The organism is Marinobacter sediminicola, assembly GCF_031157525.1.
In the GTDB taxonomy this organism is placed as follows: domain Bacteria; phylum Pseudomonadota; class Gammaproteobacteria; order Pseudomonadales; family Oleiphilaceae; genus Marinobacter; species Marinobacter sediminicola.
This window is the reverse complement of sequence record NZ_JAVIXR010000004.1, coordinates 1-18,336: the sequence shown is the minus strand read 5'-3', so window position 1 is coordinate 18,336 and position 18,336 is coordinate 1. Positions and strand designations below refer to the sequence as shown.

The window sequence follows — 18,336 nt, the reverse complement described above, 5'->3', positions numbered from 1 at the left end:
GTCAGTGGGTGCTTGCCTGGAGACTCTTCTTCCAGGGCACCAGAATATCGATAATCAGCAGTGCGGCTAGCCAGAGCCCGAAGGTTCCGATAATGCCCATCAACCCGCTGGAACCAGCCTCAATGGCGTAGTGGTAGTAGCCCGCCGTGTTTTTGGCCACGGTTTGCACTTCCATCAGTACCATCCAGCGAAACGTCCAGCCGATGTGCACCGCCAACAGGCCTGCTAGCCAGGAACGCCCTATCCAGCCGGGACGCCGCAGCATAGCGATGGCACTGAGTGTGAGCGCCACCCCTACCAACAAGCCGTAGATCGCGACGGCACGCCACTCGGGGTTTCTCTGCAGCGACGCAAAGGCCTGCTCAACCGAGGGGCTGAAGCCGGTAATACCTTCAGAAACCCAGAGCGCAGCGACCAGGGCAGAGAGAACCATGGTCACGAAGATGACTTTCAGACTCTGCTCGTTAACCTCCTGATCGTTACCTGTCATCAGGCGGTTAATCAGAATCACCAATCCCGCCGCTGCGACCAAGCCGGTCAGCACGAACATGACGGGGAGCCAGTAGGTATTCCAGAGAGGACGGGCTTTAACGATCGCCACTTCCGCACCGGTATAGACCATGATGCCAACAGACAGAACGAGCGCACCAAGCCCCGCAACTACCAGCATCCAGCGAGGCGCACACCATTGCCCCAAGCTGACCCAGCCCGAGAGCTTAGCTATCCACCCTTCACCTTGGGCCTGCACCTGCATGGCCGGCCGCCATGCGAGCCATGCATAGACCACAACCAGTATGAGATACACGGGTAGCAACAAGCTGCCTATGGACATCCACGACCAGGGTGTGAGGTTCGCGTAGAAATGCCAAAACCGCAGCGGCTGATGCAGGTCCGCCAGCAAAGCTACCGGCCCTACGAGAGTGCAACTCACGGTGACCAACAGGGCCACTTTCGCCAGCGACTCATAATTCTTCTTGCCGAACAGCAAACCCGGCACCGTCAACAGCAGCGACGAGTATGAGATCGCAATCAGGAAAAAGTACTGGACTGCCCATGGGTACCAGGCAATGCCATAACGAGGTGCCAGAACCTCAATGACCGCTGAATTCATAGCCAATCTCCTCACCTTGTTGGTCTCGAACATCCCAGATTGCGGGCTTGGCGTCTGGGCGGGATACGAACCGCTCGTCCATACCCAAATAGAACACATGCGGAGCTGTGCCCATTTCCGGCTTGAGTACCATTAGCTCGCCGTAGTGCTCTTTCATCATGCGGCTGATCTGGCTGTCCGGGTCGCGTATGTCGCCAATAATACGGGCACCACCCACACAGGATTCCACACAGGCCGGCAGCAGGCCGACATCCAAGCGATGCGCGCAGAAAGTGCACTTGTCAGCGGTTTGGGTGTACTCATTGATAAACCGGGCGTCGTATGGGCAAGCCTGCACGCAGTAGGCACAGCCCACACATGCCTCGTTGTCGACGACAACAATGCCGTCCTCACGCTGAAAGGTTGCCTGTACAGGGCACACAGGAACACACGGCGGATTCTCGCAGTGATTGCACAAGCGCGGCAGCATGAAGGTGGCAGTGTTGCCCGTTTCTTCGTGCTCCACTTCATATTGCGAGACAATGGTGCGGAAGTTGCCGAGCGGTGCTTCGTTTTCGATATGACAGGAAGCAGTACAAGCCTGGCATCCGATACACGCCCTTAGATCAATCAGCATCGCATAGCGCCTCTCCGGATCCCCTTCTCGGCGCGGAGGCTGGTCGTTAATGTCCGCAGAAGTAATGCTGCTTAAAGGAACGAGCGCTGCTCCGGCGGTCAGTTTGGCAATCTGCCCTAGCAGAGCGCGGCGAATTTTATCCATGGGTTCTCCATCCATTAGCGCTGGACGTGGATTAATAAGGTAACTAACGAAAGTCTAGCAAGGGTGGAATGGAGGAACTTGATGGCGGTCAATTGGAAGCTGTTGAGCTGTAGGGGTATTCCCATAGGCGGGAATGATTGCGGGGGCGTTTTGACTTGAATATGGCGCGGCTGGGAGGATTAGGCGGGCCTTCGGCCCTTCCCTTGCGGGCCGCCGTCGCTTTGCTCTGGCGTTCCTCAACCTGCTTTGCAGGTTTCGGTCGAACCTCGTTCGGTTCAAATTCTCCCAGCTGTAGATGGCAAAACGCCCCAGACTGTGGGGTGCACTGACTGAGGCGCTTTGATTTTAATATGGCGCGGCTGGGAGGATTCGAACCTCCGACCGCTCGGTTCGTAGCCGAGTACTCTATCCAGCTGAGCTACAGCCGCCAATAACTTTCTATCCTGCCCGGATGGCTATGAGCCAATGGGAGGATTATTCGGGCCTTTGGCCCTCACCCCTTCGGGGCCGCCGTCGCTTCGCTCTGGCGTTCCTCAGCACACTGCGTGTGCTTCGGTCGAACCTCTTTTCGGTTCAAATCCTGTCTGACTTATGAGCCTGACTCTAAAGCCGGGTTCATTCATCATCATTCTATTAAATGGCGCGGCTGGGAGGATTCGAACCTCCGACCGCTCGGTTCGTAGCCGAGTACTCTATCCAGCTGAGCTACAGCCGCGCATTGATCACTTTAATTGGTTGAATGCAACTTCAACCTGTTCCGCTTTTCTTATAAAAAGAAAATGGCGGAGAGGGAGGGATTCGAACCCTCGGTACGATTGCTCGTACGGTTCCTTAGCAGGGAACTGGTTTCAGCCACTCACCCACCTCTCCTTCAGAACGGGGCGTATACTACCATAATTTTTCTGTTTTCATAGGCTTGACAAGATTTTTTTAACCTTCATTTTCCCTGAAAACAAAAAAGCCGCCTAAGTTTTGCTTGGGCGGCCTCTTTTCTCTTCTCAGCTGTTGCCCGGCTCCGGCTCATCGCCGTCTTTTTCAGACTGGATGCGCTGATAGATCTCTTCCCGGTGCACAGCTACTTCTTTCGGCGCATTAACACCGATACGCACCTGGTTACCTTTCACCCCAAGCACAGTAACAGTGACATCATCACCGACCATTAACGTTTCGCCAACACGGCGAGTCAAAATCAACATATCCCTTTCTCCCTATCCTGAGCTACCTGTTCCGACAAGTAATGTTTTATTTAGTTCGACTTTTATACTGAGAACACGGGCTAACCAAAAGACGCACATCCCCTTATACGAACACATGCGAGCACTAGGCCAGAAAGTGGGTCTCTTTTTATAAGGTTTCTTCTACTCCAGGCTTGTCCAACTCAAACGCACTGTGAAGTGCGCGAACCGCAAGCTCAAGGTATTTCTCATCAATCACGACAGAAATCTTGATTTCCGATGTGGAGATCATCTGAATATTGATCCCTTCATTCGACAGCGCCTCAAACATTTGAGTTGCCACACCCGCGTGAGAGCGCATACCAACGCCGACAATACTGACTTTCGCGATTTTGGTATCGCCACTGACGCCCCGAGCACCCAGCTCATCCGACACACGCTGAAGCACGTCTTTAGCGCGCTTGAAATCATTGCGATGAACGGTAAAAGTGAAGGCTGTGCGGTTATCCTCGCCAACGTTCTGGACAATCATGTCCACACCAATGTTAGCTTCACTTACCGGCTTCAGAATGCGCAACGCACTACCCGGGGTGTCAGGCACTCCAGAGATGGTGACTTTGGCTTCATCACGATTAAAAGCGATGCCGGAGACGACCGGTTGTTCCATGGCGTTGTTATCCTCAAATGTAATCAGGGTGCCTTCACCTTCCTCGAAGCTGGAAAGAACCCTTAACGGAACGTTGTATTTTCCTGCAAATTCTACAGCGCGAATCTGGAGAACCTTGGATCCCAGGCTCGCCATTTCCATCATTTCTTCAAATGTAATCTGTTTCAGCCGACGGGCGCTGTCTACCACTCGTGGGTCCGTTGTATAGACGCCATCTACATCGGTATAGATCTGACATTCATCGGCCTTGAGCGTGGCCGCCAAGGCCACCGCGGTGGTATCCGAACCACCTCTGCCCAAAGTCGTGATATTGCCTTCTTCATCAACGCCCTGAAATCCGGCAACAACCACAACACGGCCCGCGTCCAGATCTGCACGTATACGCTGCTCATCGATCTGCTTGATACGCGCCTTGGTGTGCATACTGTCCGTTAGTATGCGGACCTGCGAACCGGTATAGGAGCGAGCATCAAAGCCACGCTTTTGTAGTGCCATGGAGAGAAGCGACATGGTTACCTGCTCCCCCGTAGAAATCAGAACATCCATTTCACGAGGCGCAGGCTCTTCCATAATATCGCTGGCCAACCCGATTAGCCGGTTGGTTTCACCACTCATGGCAGACACTACAACAACCACATCATGGCCCGCATTGCGGAAGCCAATCACCTTTTCAGCCACTGCCTCTATGCGCTCGGTTGTACCCACCGAGGTGCCACCAAATTTCTGAACAAACAGAGCCATTGTCTTTCCAATATCCGAATCGAGGCCTACGGCAGAGCAGAGTACCCTGCCCGTCAATATACAAGCGACCGGAATTATAAACCCCGATCGCTTCTGAAAAACAGTTGCTCAGGCGATATTTTTACCAACCCACTCAGGCACCCCGGCAAGGGCACCCGCAAGCTTCGAGGCATCGTTACCACCACCCTGGGCCATATCCGGGCGACCGCCGCCTTTACCGTCAACCAACCCTGCCAGGTGCTTCATCAAGTCACCCGCTTTGATGCGGCCAGTTGCAGACTTTGTTACACCCGCAACCAAGGTTACCTTTCCACCCTCTACGCTCGCGAGAACAACCACACCCTCTCCCAGCTTGTTTTTAAGCTGGTCTGCAGTTTCCATAAGCGTTTGACGGTCTGCGCCTTCAAGCTCGGCAGCAACAACCTTCAGGCCAGCAACATCTACAGCAGAATCAGCCAAATCACTGCCAGCGGAACTGGCCAGCTTGGCCTTCAGGGCATCAACATCTTTCTCAAGCTGCCGATTCCGGTCAATGGTCTGTTGCACCTTGTCGATAACCGTTTCCCGGCTGCCTTTTACCAGTCGGGCTGCTTCACGCAGCGTACGCTCGGTATCGTCAACCCACTCAAGGGCACCAAAACCGGTCACCGCTTCAATTCGACGAACACCCGAAGAAATGCCGCTTTCGGATGTAATACGGAACAGGCCAATGTCGCCAGTGCGGGTTACGTGGGTGCCACCGCAAAGCTCTACAGAGTAGCTGTCGGTACCCATGCTCAGCACCCGAACCACATCACCGTACTTTTCACCAAACAAAGCCATGGCGCCTTTTGCTTGCGCCTGCTCCATATCTGTAATGTCGGTCTGTACTGCGGTGTTGCTGAGAATCTGCTCGTTTACCTGGCGCTCAATTTCTTTCAACTGTTCAGGCGTAACCGCTTCGAAATGCGAGAAGTCAAAGCGCAGCTTGTCCGGATCCACAAGAGAACCCTTCTGGCCTACATGCTCTCCCAACACTTTGCGCAATGCCGCATGCAGCAAGTGCGTGGCAGAGTGATTCCGGCGAACCCGCTCACGGCGTGCGTGGTCAATGCGGGCGTCCACTTCCAGGCCTTCGAACAGCTCACCCTCTATAAGGGTGCCCACATGCAGATGGTTATCACCGTCTTTTCGCGTATCGGTTACCTTGAAGCGGCCACCGCTCCAGGTCAGCAGCCCGGTATCACCTACTTGGCCACCGGATTCAGCGTAAAACGGTGTGCGCTCCAGCACCACAATTGCTTCATCGCCGGCTTCTGCTGTTTTCTGCTCGCCGTTGACGATGACGGCACGGATACGCTCGTGGCCATCAATGTGCTCGTGGCCAGTGAACTCGGTTTTACCTTCAATGCCCAAGCCAGCTGCGTTGTAATCCATGCCAAACTTGCTGGCAGCTCTGGCCCGCTCACGCTGGCTTTCCATAGCTTTTTCGTAGCCCTCATAGTCCAACGTCAGGCCACGCTCACGGGCGATATCGTTGGTGAGATCCACAGGAAAGCCATAGGTGTCATACAGGGTAAAAACCGTCTGCCCGGGAATCACGTCGCCTTTCAAGTCGGCGATATCCTGCTCCAGCAGGCGCAGGCCTTTATCCAGAGTTTTGACAAACTGTTCTTCTTCCTGCAGCAGCACTCTCTCTATCTGCTTCCGACTGCTGACCAGTTGTGGGAAAGCCTCGCCCATCAACTCAACCAATGCACCGGTTAACTTGTAAAAGAACGGACCGGTAGCGCCAAGTTTGTTGCCGTGGCGAGCTGCGCGACGAATGATGCGGCGCAGCACAAAACCACGACCTTCATTTGAAGGCATAACCCCGTCGGAAATCAGGAATGCACAAGAGCGGATATGATCGGCCACGACGCGCAGACTGGCTTCCGTTGTTGCAGCACCGCCCAGTATGGCCGACGCTGCATTCAGCAGATCATCAAACAGGTCAATTTCGTAGTTGCTGTGTACGCCCTGCATCACAGCTGTAACCCGCTCCAGGCCCATGCCGGTATCTACTGAAGGCTTCGGCAGCTTAAGCATCTCGCCATCTGCAGTGCGGTTGTACTGCATGAAGACAACGTTCCAGATTTCGATGTAGCGGTCGCCATCTTCCTCAGGGCTGCCGGGAGGGCCACCCGCCACGTCCGGGCCGTGGTCATAGAAAATTTCGGTACAAGGGCCGCAAGGGCCGGTATCGCCCATCTGCCAGAAGTTATCTGAAGCATAGGGTGCGCCGCCATTGTCGCCAATGCGAACAATACGGTCTGCCGGCACGCCCACTTCTTTATTCCAGATATCGTAGGCCTCGTCATCATCGGCGTAGACGGTTACCCAGAGTTTCTCAGCGGGCAGCTTCAGCCACTGTTCGCCGGTAAGAAAGGTCCACGCATAGTTGATGGCTTCGCGCTTGAAATAATCACCGAAGCTGAAGTTGCCCAGCATTTCGAAGAACGTATGGTGGCGCGCTGTGTAACCCACGTTCTCCAGGTCATTATGCTTGCCGCCGGCACGAACGCATTTCTGGGAGCTGGTTGCGCGAGTGTAGTCACGCTCCTCGCGGCCAAGAAATACGTCCTTGAACTGGTTCATTCCCGCATTGGTAAACAGCAGTGTCGGATCGTCCGCCGGCACCAGCGAGCTGCTTGAAACAATGGAATGACCTTGCTGTTTAAAATAATCGAGAAATGCCTGTCGCAACTCTGCGGTTTTCATAGCCCGTTGATACCTTTCCAGAAATCCCACCGGGAAGCGGCGGGATCCGCGATTGAATACGAATACTTACATGCGTGTGCAAATCGGCTACTCTAGCACACGCTGAGTACAGGAAAAACGTGAAAAATCACAGGAGAGCCCATGCCCCGCCGCTTCCACGCCGCTGATGAACTGCTACCCCCAGCGACGTTTCTCAAACGATCACTCGCCATTATTTACGACGGCCTGATCAGTATTGCCGTACTTCTGGTTACCACATGGATATACACCATGATAACTGGCTGGATTACCGGCTGGGACAGCATGGAGCAGAAAGCCGAAGCGGGTCAGTTATCCGGCGACCCCGGCCTGACGTTCGTATTGTTTCTGGTGATGTACCTGTTCTTTGCGTACTTCTGGACGCGGATAGGGCAAACACTGGGCATGCAAGTTTGGCGAATCCGCATTGAGAATCTGGATGGCTCCTCGGTGAGTTGGGGCCAGGCTCTTCGTAGGTATGTGAGCGCAGCGGCGGTATTTTTTTTGGCTCTTCTGGCCGGCTACTACCTCGGTTCGGCAACTCTATTTCTGTCCGTTCCAGCGATGATCGCGCTGTTCTACCCTATAAACGGTCTGTCCATAACTGACAGGTTTTCAGACAGCATGGTTGTCGGCATCCCCCATAAAGCCAAGGCAGGCTGAACCAGAATGCCGGGCGGCTATCCTGCCCGGCGCATCAATACGCCACCAAACACCGCACTGATTGCAATCGGCACGACCACCGCCAGAACCGGGTTAAACCCATAAACCAGGCTCATGGGGCCCAGCAGGTCCTGCATATACTTGAATAACAATCCCACGAGTAGCCCGGTAAACACCCGGAACCCCATAGTCACTGAGCGCAGCGGCCCAAAGATAAAGGAAATCGCCACCAATACCATCACCCCTGTGCCCAGCGGCATCAGGGCCTTTTTCCAGAAGGCCAGCCAGTAGGGAGAGCCATTTAGCTCCTGATCACCAAGGTAGTTGGCGTAAGTATACAAGCCAGTCATAGAAAGGTTTTCCGGCTTAACGATCAGCACGCTCAACACGCTTGGGGACAGCCCCGTGTCCCAGCGCAGACTCTTGTGATCTACCCGCTTGGTGGATTCACCCTCAAGGCGAGTGGTCGTGGAGTTCTCCAGCAGCCAGTGGTCGCCCTGATAAATTGCCCGCTCCGAGAAACTGGCCGCTATCAGTTGCCGTTGATCATCAAAACGAAACAACGAAACACCGTGCAACACACCGTTTGGCTGCACCGCATTAAGGTGCATGAACACATTACCCTCCCGGTGCCATACCCCGTGGGCTGCGGCCACACTCTGGCCCGCACCGAGAGCAACCGCTTTATGGCTTTGAGCAGCGCGCTCCGCCGGAGGCGCCAGGTACTCACCAATAAGGACACCCGCCAGAACGATCACCAATGCAGGCTTCATTGCAGACCAGACAACCCGTTTGATAGAAACCCCGGCCGCACGAATCACCGTGAGCTCGGAAGAACTGGCCATGCTACCCAGCCCGATCAAACAGCCCATAAAGGCTCCAAGAGGCAGGTAGTCGTATACCCGGCGCGGCACGGTAAGGACTACAAACCAGAGGGCATCCAGAATCTGATAGTTATTACGAGTGTCGTCCAGCTCGGCAACGAAGGCGAAGATCAGGTCGAGGGACAGAACTACGAGCATCACCAGGAGCATGGCTCCGCCGACATTGCGCATCACATAATGATCGATCTTACGCATTGACCACTCCTTCCCGCTTCACCTTTTTTCTGTGAAGCCAGGCTGGGCCAAAATGCAGCCAGAGACCAAGCGCAAGGAAGATGGCGTGCACCCAGAGCATGCCCAACCACTCAGGCACCTTGCCGTCCGCCATGGCATCTCGGGCAACAATTAACAAGCCAAGATAGGCAACGTATACAAGCATGGCGGGCAGAAGATGGAAAAAGCGCCCTTGTCGAGGATTAACCCGGCTTAGCCGAACCGCCAGCAGGGTTACTATCGGAACAATCAGCGGCAACGAAAAGCGCCAGTGCAACAAGGCCCGGTCGCGGGGGTCGTTCGACTTCATCAACTGACCGGTAGTGACGCCCTCATCCAAATCCACATCACCGCTGCTGCCGCTGCGAATCTTCAGGCCGTAGGCTTCAAAGCTTGTAATCTGGTAATCCAGTTTCCCGGGCGTCCCATCAAAACGCGCACCGTTCTCGAGAATGAGGAAACGACTGCCGGTTTCCTCATCAATCAATTGGGATCCGGAATCGGCGGTGATGACGTTCACACCAGTTCCGCCTTTACCGTACTCAGCAATAAACACGCCTTGCAGCTGGCGCTTATCATCGCTAAGGGCCTCGGTGTAGGTCACTCGCCCACCCGACGAAAGCTTCTGGAACCGCCCCGGCGCCAGCAGATCGAATTCTGTTGCCTTCGCCTGCTCCGCAAAAATTTCTTCAACCTGCTGCATACCCCAAGGCGAAACCACCAGGCTCATACTTCCGACAATCAGCATAACAACAAGGCTGCCCACCAGGGTTTTTGACAGCAACTGACCGTCGCTTACACCGCAAGCGGACAGCACGGTCATTTCACTTTCGAGATACATACGGCCATAGGCCAGCAGTATGCCGATGAACAGACCTAACGGAAGGATAAGCTCAAGAAACCCGGGGAAGCGATACGCCATAATTTCAAACAACACGCCAGGGGCAATCTTGCCTTCAGCGGCACCGGCCAAATATTTGAGAAAGCGGCCGCTCATGAACACCAGCAGAAGAATGCCCGAGACGGCAACCATGCTGACCATAACCTGACGTATGAGATAGCGGAAAATAATGCTCAAAACGGTTTCTCTGCCCGTATAAACCGGAACATGGAGGAATGGGAAAACTGCGGGTATTCTATGTAACCTTGGGGCTGAATAACAGTGTAGCCCTCCTAACTTGATAATCCGCCTACAAACCCCAATGCTTGGTGGAACAGGATTAAATCATTCTCGCCGCTCATCATTGCGGCGTTCCCCGGATAACTATAGGAGTTTCCATGAACTTCAGCCTTAACAGTACTGCCCTTGCGAGCACAAAAGCCGATTGCCTGGTCGTCGCCCTTCCAGAACAAGGGGATTGGCCAGCCTCTACTACCGAGGCCGACAGCGCACTTGGCGGGCTGATTACCAAACTCCAGAAAGCCGGCGACATCAAAGGTAAGAATACGGACACAAGCCTGATTCCACTTAGCGACCAACCATGGGATCGACTGCTTGTTGTTGGCACAGGTAAAGACACTGAACGCACTGGTGCAAATTTTCGAAAGACATTGACTGCCATGATGGGCGCGCTGAAAGATGGGCCATCAAAGAGCGTGCTGATCAGCTTGACCGACACCGCCCTGACTGGCGATGACAGCCTTAGCTCCGAACTGGCAAAACTGAGCCTGATCGGCCGTACTCTGGAAGATCAGCTCTACAGCTTCAGCGAGTTCAAGAGCGAAAAGCCTTCAGCGCGCAAGCTCAACAAAGTTCTGGTCGCCACTTCTGATGCTGGAAAAGCACAAAAAGAAGCCTTTAATCTGGGTTTGGCAACCGGTCGCGGCATGAACCTGGCCCGCGATCTGGGCAATATGCCACCGAACATCTGCCACCCTTCATGGCTGGCAGAGCGAGCCAACAAACTGGCCACTGAACACGACTGCATCAAGACCGAAGTGCTTGATGAAAAGCAGATGAAAAAGCTCGGCATGAATTCCCTTCTGGCCGTGGGTCAGGGCAGCGCCCAACCACCACGCCTGATCATCATGGAATACCGTGGAGGCAATGCGAAAGACAAGCCTCATGTCCTGGTAGGCAAAGGCATTACCTTCGACACCGGCGGCATAAGCCTTAAGCCGGGCGCTGGCATGGATGAAATGAAATACGATATGGGCGGTTCTGCTGCCGTATTCGGAGCCATGCAGGTACTCGCGGAAACCAAACCAAAAATCAACGTGGTTGCCGTTATCGCGGCTGCTGAGAACATGCCTGATGGTAACGCGACTCGCCCTGGCGATATCGTCACCACCATGTCTGGCCAGACGGTTGAAATCCTCAATACAGATGCTGAAGGCCGCCTGGTTTTGTGCGACGCCCTCACCTATGTGAAGAAATTTGATCCGGAAGTGGTTATCGACCTGGCAACGCTTACCGGCGCCTGCATCATTGCCCTTGGCCACGAGACAACAGGCCTGATGGCCAACAATGACGAGCTGGCAAACGAACTGCTGGCTGCGGGTGAACGTGCCAACGACAAGGCTTGGCGCCTGCCCATTTGGGAGGAGTACCAGACCCTGCTGGACAGTAACTTTGCAGACATGGCCAACATCGGCGGCCGCACCGCAGGCACCATTACCGCGGCCTGCTTCCTCGCGCGCTTCACCAAGGAGTATCGCTGGGCTCATCTGGACATCGCGGGAACTGCATGGCATTCCGGTAAAGCCAAGGGATCCTCCGGCCGACCGGTTCCCCTGCTGGTCGACTACCTGATGTCCCACGCTGGAAAATAATGGCAAGTAATGGAAAGTAATTCAGCCTCACAAGCCGGCAGCCCTGCTGCCGGCAACTCTCGGCCCGGGTCTGCACAGGAAGATAAAAACCAGCGTTACTGGTTTCACATTCTCCTGCAAGACACTCCCGCCGCCCGCAACCTGCACGCCACCAAGCTTGTAAGCAAGGCCTGGCAGCAGGGTGACAGGGTGTGCATTGTGTGTGACACCCAGCAACAAGCTGAGGAGCTGGACGAACTAATCTGGAGCTTCAGCCCGGACGCGTTCATCCCGCACAGCGTCATACCGGATGCCGCAACACCCTGCGCAGAGCCTGTTGGCATACTGTTGTGCCCGCCGATTGCGGAGGACTGGGATACCGTAATCATTCTCTCCCAAACCCTTCCCGCGAACGCAGACAAATTCAAACGCCTCGCTTTAGTGGCCCATAACGACCCCGCCGTTCTCAACCAGGCTCGTTCACATTTCAAGCAGTTGCGCGCCTTGGGTATCGAGGCCCAGGTGTATGATCAACGACCGCGATCCTGATCGTTGATCATACATTGCTGGACAGCTCTGGATTAAAGCTTCCAGCTTGCGAATACGACGAAATTAACGACAATTCGCTGGCAAGTGTTTTTCATTCACATTCTGGCCGTAACACATCCAACTGATCTCGCCGTCATCGACGGCAGGTTCAAGTACGATATATTTGGACTCTCCCGAACGGTCCACGCCCATTTCGACCCCGATCATGCCGTCTTCATATACATCGATCGTATAGTTCTGAACGTCATTCTCCAATGTCAGCTCCGGGTAACCCAGCTCTTGCATAGTTACCGGCCAAGCCTGGTTCTCAGTGGCGTAGGAAGTGACTCGAGCCTGGACCTCCTGAGCCATGGAGTATGCAGCCGAATAACGTGCACTTTCTACATACTGCTGGTAAGCAGGAATTGCCACCGCAGCCAGCACACCGATGATCGCGACAGTTACCAACAGGGATGCCGCTCCGCCAGCACCACCACCCAACCGGGGCACAAACATCGATAGCACCCAGGCCCCGATACTGCGGCGAGGATGCTTCACCTCCCTGCCTTGCGCCAGTGCCAAAGCGGTCGCCATGCGTTTTGTCAGCCACGGATAGTCGCCGGTTAGTTCGTTAAACGACATCCAGAACCCACTGGTTGCCTTAATCTGACTGAGGTAAGCATCCACATTGATGGTCTTCCAGCGGGTATCGCCTGCAGCGATTGCTGCTATGGCGGCCTTGATATCCTCTGAAGACTGACAACAGGCAACGCCGTAGCGATCACAGGTGTACTCCTCTGCGCGGCGCAAAGCCGGCCCAACCACAGGCAACAGCGAGCCGGGCATGACAAACGCGCGCCAGGAAAGATGTTTGCGGTGTATGTGGCCAAGTTCATGGCCAATGTAGAAGTCGACCGCACCCGGCTGATCTTCCAGAGCATCAATCACATCGGTAAACAACACCACAAAGTGACGGCCGAGAAACTTGGTGGCCAGTGCGTTAAAGAAATCGGTGCGAAGCAGATATGCCTCAGGTAACTCTGTGACGCCGACTTTTTCGGAACAACGAACAAGCCGTTCATAGAGATCTGGATACTGATCCTGGCTGATGCGCACACCCGAGCCTTTCAGGTGGGAGATAAATGCAGAATGCGCAAACAGGAAAAACACATAGCCCAAAAGCAAGTACAACAACAAAATCCCGAACGTCCCGACAAACAAAGCAAGCCAGATAATCGCTGAAAACACGACCGCTATCCTGAGCAACGGTTTCTCGTTCTTGTAAACCAAATCCATGGTATTCCCTCGTTAAGATGTGTTCAAAGTGACCGGCGATTATAGAGAAAAACAACGAACATCTTCCACGACTACATGTCGATTTCACATACCCGAAGGTGGGACACGGCCTGCCGAAGCCGACCTCCATGGCTCGAAGGCAAGCGACCATGTATAATCCAGCGTTTCAATTTCCCCTTGTGAATCAATCAAACGGTCGCCAGAAAAACCCATGGAAAAAACCTACCAGCCAGAAAACATTGAGCGCCAGTGGTACGAAAACTGGGAATCCAAAGGCTACTTCCGCCCCAGCGGCGAGGGCGAGTCCTACAGCATTGCCATCCCGCCACCCAATGTGACCGGCAGCCTGCACATGGGCCATGCCTTCCAGCACACCATCATGGACACCCTCACCCGCTACAAACGTATGCAGGGCCATAACACCCTGTGGCAGGTGGGCAGTGACCACGCAGGTATCGCCACCCAAATGGTGGTTGAACGCAAACTGGCGGCAGAAGAAGGCAAAACCCGCCACGACCTGGGCCGCGACGAGTTCATCAAGCGTATCTGGGAATGGAAGGAAGAGTCTGGCGGTACCATTACCGGCCAGATGCGCCGGTTAGGTAACTCCGTCGATTGGGACTCCGAACGCTTCACCATGGACGACGGCTTCTACAAAGCCGTGCAGGAAGTGTTTATCCGCCTTTACGAGGACGGACTGGTATACCGTGGTAAACGGTTGGTGAACTGGGACCCGAAGCTACACACCGCCATTTCCGACCTGGAAGTTGAGAACAAGGAAGAGAAAGGCTTTTTCTGGCACCTGCGTTACCCATTGGCTGACGGCGCTACCACACAAGATGGTAAAGACTATCTGGTTGTGGCCACTACCCGTCCGGAAACCATGCTGGGCGATACCGCTGTCGCCGTTCACCCGGATGACGAGCGTTACCAGCACCTGATTGGCAAGTTCGTGATGCTACCGCTGGTGAACCGTCGCATCCCGGTGATTGCCGACCACCACGCCGATCCCGAGAAAGGTTCCGGCTGCGTGAAGATTACGCCAGCACACGACTTTAACGACTATGCCGTAGGCAAACGCAACAACCTGCCGATGATGAACGTGCTGACCCAGGATGCGAACATCCGTGAGCAGGCCGAAGTCTTCAATAGTGATGGCACAGAGAACACCGAGCTGGATGCCTGCCTGCCTGCAGCCTATGCCGGCCTGACCCGTGAAGACGGCCGCAAGCAGATTGTTGCCGACATGGAAGCCGGCGGCCTGGTTCAGCAAGTGGAAGATCACGTACTGAGCGTGCCCCGTGGGGACCGCTCGGGCCTGATCATCGAGCCGATGCTGACCGATCAGTGGTTTGCCGATGCGAAAAAACTGGCCGAGCCCGCCATTGAAGCAGTAGAAGACGGTCGCATCCAGTTTGTGCCCAAGCAATACGAGAACATGTACTTCTCCTGGATGCGTGACATTCAGGACTGGTGTATTTCCCGGCAACTCTGGTGGGGCCACCGCATTCCTGCCTGGTACGACGCCGACGGCAATATTTATGTGGGTCGCAGTGAAGAGGAAGTCCGCGAGAAGCACAATCTGGCAGCCGACTTCGCCCTGAAGCAAGACGACGATGTACTGGATACCTGGTTCAGCTCTGCCCTGTGGACCTTCGGCACTCTGGGCTGGCCGGAAATCACCGAGCGCCTGAAAACTTTCCACCCGACGGATGTTCTGGTGACTGGTTTTGACATCATTTTCTTCTGGGTTGCCCGGATGATCATGATGACCATGCACTTCATGAAAAATGAAGACGGCACGCCTCAGGTTCCGTTCAAAACGGTGTATGTGACCGGCCTCATCCGCGACGAGCACGGCGACAAGATGTCCAAATCCAAGGGCAACGTGATTGATCCGCTGGATATGATTGACGGTATCGATCTGGCCCCGTTGCTTGAAAAGCGCACCGGCAACATGATGCAGCCGAAGCTGGCGAAGAAAATTGCCAAGCAGACTGAAAAGGAATTCCCGGAAGGTATTTCTGCCCACGGCACCGATGCCCTGCGCTTTACTCTCGCAGCCATGGCCACCACCGGGCGCGATATCAACTGGGACATGAAGCGTCTGGAAGGTTACCGCAACTTCTGCAACAAGCTGTGGAACGCTGCCCGTTACGTACTGATGAACGTGGAAGGCGAAGACTGCGGCGTAAATGGTGAGCCGGTAGAGCTGTCTCTGGCTGATCGCTGGATTATCAGTGCCCTGCAGCAGTGCGAGCAGGATGTAACCCGCCACTTGGACCAGTACCGTTTCGATCTGGCCTCTCACGCACTGTATGAGTTCATCTGGAATGAGTACTGCGACTGGTATCTGGAGCTTTCCAAACCCTGCCTGAGCGACGACAGCGGCAGTGTTGAGGCGAAGCGCGGAACCCGCCGCACTCTGGTTCGCGTATTGGAAACGGTTCTGCGCCTGGCGCATCCGATCATGCCGTTTATCACCGAAGAAATCTGGCAGCGGATTGCACCGCTGGCTGGAAAATCCGGTGACAGCATCATGTTGCAGCCCTTCCCGCAGGTGGATGCCAGCAAGCACGATGCCAAGGCGGTTGAAGATATTGAATGGCTGAAGGGTGTGATTGTGGCCGTGCGCAATATTCGCGGCGAGATGAACATTTCCCCGGCCAAGAAGATTCCGGTTCTGTTCCGTGGCAACAGCGCGGAAGGTCAGCGCCGGATGAATGAAAACCGTCAGTTCCTAAGCTCTCTGGCCAAACTGGAAAGCCTGGAATGGTTTGAGGGTGACAATGCGCCCATGAGTGCCACTCAGTTGGTTGGCGATATGGAAGTCTTGGTGCCTATGGCCGGGCTGATCGATAAGGATGCGGAGCTGAAGCGCCTGGATAAGGAGCTTGAGCGTCTGCAGAAGGAGATCGGTCGTCTTGAGGGCAAGCTGAACAATGAGAAGTTTACTGCTAAGGCGCCTGCTGAAGTGGTTGCCAAGGAGCAGGAAAAGCTGGATGAGGTTCAGGGTAATCTGAGCCGGTTGCAGCAGCAGCGCGCAGATATTGAGGCCATGTAGGTATGGTGTCTGCGGGTGAGCGTTCCGGGGGTGGCGGGGTGATCGCCATTCTTGGAGCGGGTTCTTTGGGGCGGCTTTGGGCCGCCCTTTTGCCTTCTGCTCTTTGTGGTTTCTTGCCTCGGCCTGAGCACGCTTATCGGCTTGGGAGAAGCGTCAGCCGTCAGGACATCCCTCCCGAAACACGCTGTGAATACGTCCTTGTACGCTCTGTTCCGCCATCCATGGCTCCACAAGGTTTCGGGAGGGATGTCCTGACGGCTTCGCCGAGCTCTGGTGAAGCCCGCACTAACATTAACCCTCCGTGGCTTCAGTCAGTTGAGAGAGTGGGTCTTCTGCTCGTAACAACGAAGGCTGGAGATACCCTCGCTGCCTTGGACGCTTGGCTGCCTCGGATTCCGGTTGGCACACCAGTTGTTTTGTTTCAGAACGGATTAGGCAGCCAACAAGCAGTTGCCGAGCGCTGGCCGAAGCGGTCGATTTTGGCAGCCAGCACTACCGAAGGAGCGAATCGCCCTTCCCCGGATGTTCTGGTCCATGCCGGAACTGGTGATACCTGGGTGGGCGCGCTTACGGCTAGTGCCGTTGACCACACCGCGAGTGTTGTTCAGCAACTAGCTGAAACCGGCTTGCGGGTTCATGCAGAGGAGAACATTCTGCAGCGGCTTTGGCAGAAGCTGGTAGTGAATGCCGGGATAAATCCGTTTACGGCCCTGCTCGACTGCCCTAATGGAGACATTCTGAGCTCACCTCTTTATCAGCAGAACATTGATGGGCTTTGCTCGGAGATATCTGTTTTGTTGGCAGCTGAGACCTCAGAAGCCGTTGCACCAGAGGTTCTTCGGGAGCGTATAGAAACTGTGGCGAGAAACACCGCCAGCAATACGTCTTCCATGCGCGCGGATATTTTAGCGGGTCGTAAAACAGAGATTGACTATATCAACGGCTATCTAGTGCAATGCGGAAGGCGCCATAGCATTGCCACGCCGGTAAACCAAATGCTGACCGAACGAGTACAAGGTCTATAAGGCTTTTAGCCAATCAGCTTAAACTACCAGGAGCAACATCATGGGCAACCGCCTTTCCAAGATCTACACCCGCACAGGTGACGACGGCACTACCGGCCTGGCCGATGGTAATCGTATTGCCAAAAACGCTCAGCGTGTTGAGGCAATGGGCATGGCCGATGAGTTGAATTGCCATATCGGCCTGCTGATCGAAACTCTGGATAGTGACGATGACATGCTGGAATCCATGCGCCGCATTCAACATCACCTTTTTGACCTGGGTGGCGAGTTTGCGATTCCCGGAAGCAAAGCAATCACTGAAGATCACATTAGCTGGCTGGAAACTCTGCTGGATGAACTGAACGAGCCCTTGCCGCCTCTGAAGAACTTCATCCTGCCAGGCGGAAGCCCAGCTGCAGCTCAATGCCACCTGGCCCGCGCCGTTTGCCGCAGAGCAGAGCGTGTAGTGGTAGCCCTCAGTCACGAGGATTCCATCAATCCACTGGGGCGCCAGTACTTGAACCGTTTGTCCGATCTGTTGTTTGTAGCTTCAAGGGTGTTAGCGCGCAGGGAAGGCGCTGAAGAGATTCTGTGGGACCAGAAAAAATCTGGCATGTAGCGTTCACCAAGGCTTAAAAATGCGAGACGGCTTGCTCCAAAACCAGGCCAAGTGGGGCGCTGAGACTCCGGAAACTGTGCGTAGCCATGGATGGCGAAGCCAA

The 18,336-nt window shown here is 54.8% G+C and carries 14 protein-coding genes and 3 tRNA genes; 6 read left to right on the top strand and 11 right to left on the bottom strand.

Annotated elements, in window-relative coordinates; translation table 11 throughout:
• Nucleotide 1 precedes the first annotated feature (1 nt).
• From nrfD to alaS, 8 genes are all read right to left on the bottom strand, one after another.
• Complete coding sequence (gene nrfD, locus RG807_RS06915) at nucleotides 2–1,111, bottom strand: NrfD/PsrC family molybdoenzyme membrane anchor subunit (RefSeq protein ID WP_309044250.1); 1,110 nt, start codon at nucleotides 1,109–1,111, stop codon at nucleotides 2–4.
• On the bottom strand, nucleotides 1,092–1,871 hold the full coding sequence (dsrO, locus tag RG807_RS06910) for a sulfate reduction electron transfer complex DsrMKJOP subunit DsrO (protein WP_309044249.1): 780 nt from the start codon (nucleotides 1,869–1,871) through the stop codon (nucleotides 1,092–1,094). The genes nrfD and dsrO overlap by 20 nt, the downstream gene beginning before the upstream one ends.
• A gap of 351 nt (nucleotides 1,872–2,222) precedes the next feature.
• Nucleotides 2,223–2,299 (bottom strand) — tRNA-Arg (locus RG807_RS06905).
• A gap of 210 nt (nucleotides 2,300–2,509) precedes the next feature.
• Nucleotides 2,510–2,586 (bottom strand) — tRNA-Arg (locus RG807_RS06900).
• A gap of 65 nt (nucleotides 2,587–2,651) precedes the next feature.
• A tRNA-Ser gene (locus RG807_RS06895) sits at nucleotides 2,652–2,741 on the bottom strand.
• A gap of 128 nt (nucleotides 2,742–2,869) precedes the next feature.
• Nucleotides 2,870–3,067 carry a carbon storage regulator CsrA gene (csrA, locus tag RG807_RS06890; protein ID WP_100640407.1) on the bottom strand — a complete coding sequence of 66 codons (198 nt, stop codon included), beginning with the start codon at nucleotides 3,065–3,067 and terminating at the stop codon, nucleotides 2,870–2,872.
• 148 nt (nucleotides 3,068–3,215) lie between these two features.
• Nucleotides 3,216–4,454, bottom strand: coding sequence for an aspartate kinase (locus tag RG807_RS06885; protein ID WP_309044248.1), 1,239 nt, complete (start codon nucleotides 4,452–4,454; stop codon nucleotides 3,216–3,218).
• A 108-nt stretch (nucleotides 4,455–4,562) separates the two neighbouring features.
• Complete coding sequence (gene alaS, locus RG807_RS06880) at nucleotides 4,563–7,193, bottom strand: alanine--tRNA ligase (protein WP_309044247.1); 2,631 nt, start codon at nucleotides 7,191–7,193, stop codon at nucleotides 4,563–4,565.
• 141 nt (nucleotides 7,194–7,334) lie between these two features.
• Between alaS and RG807_RS06875 the strand changes: the two genes are divergently transcribed.
• On the top strand, nucleotides 7,335–7,874 hold the full coding sequence (locus RG807_RS06875) for an RDD family protein (RefSeq protein ID WP_309044246.1): 540 nt from the start codon (nucleotides 7,335–7,337) through the stop codon (nucleotides 7,872–7,874).
• A gap of 17 nt (nucleotides 7,875–7,891) precedes the next feature.
• On the opposite strand, the gene lptG is transcribed toward RG807_RS06875, so the two are convergent.
• Together lptG and lptF are read right to left on the bottom strand one after the other, a co-directional pair.
• Nucleotides 7,892–8,953, bottom strand: a complete 1,062-nt coding sequence (gene lptG, locus RG807_RS06870; RefSeq protein ID WP_309044245.1) for an LPS export ABC transporter permease LptG — start codon at nucleotides 8,951–8,953, stop codon at nucleotides 7,892–7,894.
• Nucleotides 8,946–10,049, bottom strand: coding sequence for an LPS export ABC transporter permease LptF (gene lptF, locus RG807_RS06865; RefSeq protein WP_309044244.1), 1,104 nt, complete (start codon nucleotides 10,047–10,049; stop codon nucleotides 8,946–8,948). The genes lptG and lptF overlap by 8 nt, the downstream gene beginning before the upstream one ends.
• Before the next feature lie 200 nt (nucleotides 10,050–10,249).
• On the opposite strand from lptF, the gene RG807_RS06860 reads away from it, so the two are divergent.
• Complete coding sequence (locus RG807_RS06860; RefSeq protein WP_309044243.1) at nucleotides 10,250–11,743, top strand: leucyl aminopeptidase; 1,494 nt, start codon at nucleotides 10,250–10,252, stop codon at nucleotides 11,741–11,743.
• 9 nt (nucleotides 11,744–11,752) lie between these two features.
• Complete coding sequence (locus RG807_RS06855; RefSeq protein ID WP_309044242.1) at nucleotides 11,753–12,271, top strand: DNA polymerase III subunit chi; 519 nt, start codon at nucleotides 11,753–11,755, stop codon at nucleotides 12,269–12,271.
• 63 nt (nucleotides 12,272–12,334) lie between these two features.
• On the opposite strand, the gene RG807_RS06850 is transcribed toward RG807_RS06855, so the two are convergent.
• Nucleotides 12,335–13,546 carry a pilin gene (locus tag RG807_RS06850; protein WP_309044241.1) on the bottom strand — a complete coding sequence of 404 codons (1,212 nt, stop codon included), beginning with the start codon at nucleotides 13,544–13,546 and terminating at the stop codon, nucleotides 12,335–12,337.
• Nucleotides 13,547–13,757: 211 nt separating this feature from the next.
• Between RG807_RS06850 and RG807_RS06845 the strand changes: the two genes are divergently transcribed.
• Genes RG807_RS06845 through RG807_RS06835 form a run of 3 tightly spaced genes read left to right on the top strand, consistent with a single transcriptional unit; the run spans nucleotide 13,758 to nucleotide 18,233 of the window.
• Nucleotides 13,758–16,610 (top strand): valine--tRNA ligase, encoded by a 2,853-nt coding sequence (locus RG807_RS06845; RefSeq protein ID WP_309044240.1) that lies wholly within the window; start codon nucleotides 13,758–13,760, stop codon nucleotides 16,608–16,610.
• A 2-nt stretch (nucleotides 16,611–16,612) separates the two neighbouring features.
• On the top strand, nucleotides 16,613–17,635 hold the full coding sequence (locus tag RG807_RS06840) for a ketopantoate reductase family protein (RefSeq protein WP_309044239.1): 1,023 nt from the start codon (nucleotides 16,613–16,615) through the stop codon (nucleotides 17,633–17,635).
• A gap of 40 nt (nucleotides 17,636–17,675) precedes the next feature.
• A complete protein-coding gene (locus RG807_RS06835; RefSeq protein ID WP_309044238.1) occupies nucleotides 17,676–18,233 on the top strand; it encodes a cob(I)yrinic acid a,c-diamide adenosyltransferase in 558 nt (185 codons plus the stop codon).
• The last annotated feature ends 103 nt before the right edge of the window (nucleotides 18,234–18,336 follow it).

What these genes read in the sequence shown, in the direction of transcription:
- nrfD (WP_309044250.1), bottom strand. Translation starts at nt 1,111, where the DNA reads ATGAATTCAGCGGTCATTGAGGTTCTGGCACCTCGTTATGGCATTGCC.
- dsrO (WP_309044249.1), bottom strand. Translation starts at nt 1,871, where the DNA reads ATGGATAAAATTCGCCGCGCTCTGCTAGGGCAGATTGCCAAACTGACC.
- csrA (WP_100640407.1), bottom strand. Translation starts at nt 3,067, where the DNA reads ATGTTGATTTTGACTCGCCGTGTTGGCGAAACGTTAATGGTCGGTGAT.
- RG807_RS06885 (WP_309044248.1), bottom strand. Translation starts at nt 4,454, where the DNA reads ATGGCTCTGTTTGTTCAGAAATTTGGTGGCACCTCGGTGGGTACAACC.
- alaS (WP_309044247.1), bottom strand. Translation starts at nt 7,193, where the DNA reads ATGAAAACCGCAGAGTTGCGACAGGCATTTCTCGATTATTTTAAACAG.
- RG807_RS06875 (WP_309044246.1), top strand. Translation starts at nt 7,335, where the DNA reads ATGCCCCGCCGCTTCCACGCCGCTGATGAACTGCTACCCCCAGCGACG.
- lptG (WP_309044245.1), bottom strand. Translation starts at nt 8,953, where the DNA reads ATGCGTAAGATCGATCATTATGTGATGCGCAATGTCGGCGGAGCCATG.
- RG807_RS06860 (WP_309044243.1), top strand. Translation starts at nt 10,250, where the DNA reads ATGAACTTCAGCCTTAACAGTACTGCCCTTGCGAGCACAAAAGCCGAT.
- RG807_RS06855 (WP_309044242.1), top strand. Translation starts at nt 11,753, where the DNA reads ATGGAAAGTAATTCAGCCTCACAAGCCGGCAGCCCTGCTGCCGGCAAC.
- RG807_RS06850 (WP_309044241.1), bottom strand. Translation starts at nt 13,546, where the DNA reads ATGGATTTGGTTTACAAGAACGAGAAACCGTTGCTCAGGATAGCGGTC.
- RG807_RS06845 (WP_309044240.1), top strand. Translation starts at nt 13,758, where the DNA reads ATGGAAAAAACCTACCAGCCAGAAAACATTGAGCGCCAGTGGTACGAA.
- RG807_RS06840 (WP_309044239.1), top strand. Translation starts at nt 16,613, where the DNA reads ATGGTGTCTGCGGGTGAGCGTTCCGGGGGTGGCGGGGTGATCGCCATT.
- RG807_RS06835 (WP_309044238.1), top strand. Translation starts at nt 17,676, where the DNA reads ATGGGCAACCGCCTTTCCAAGATCTACACCCGCACAGGTGACGACGGC.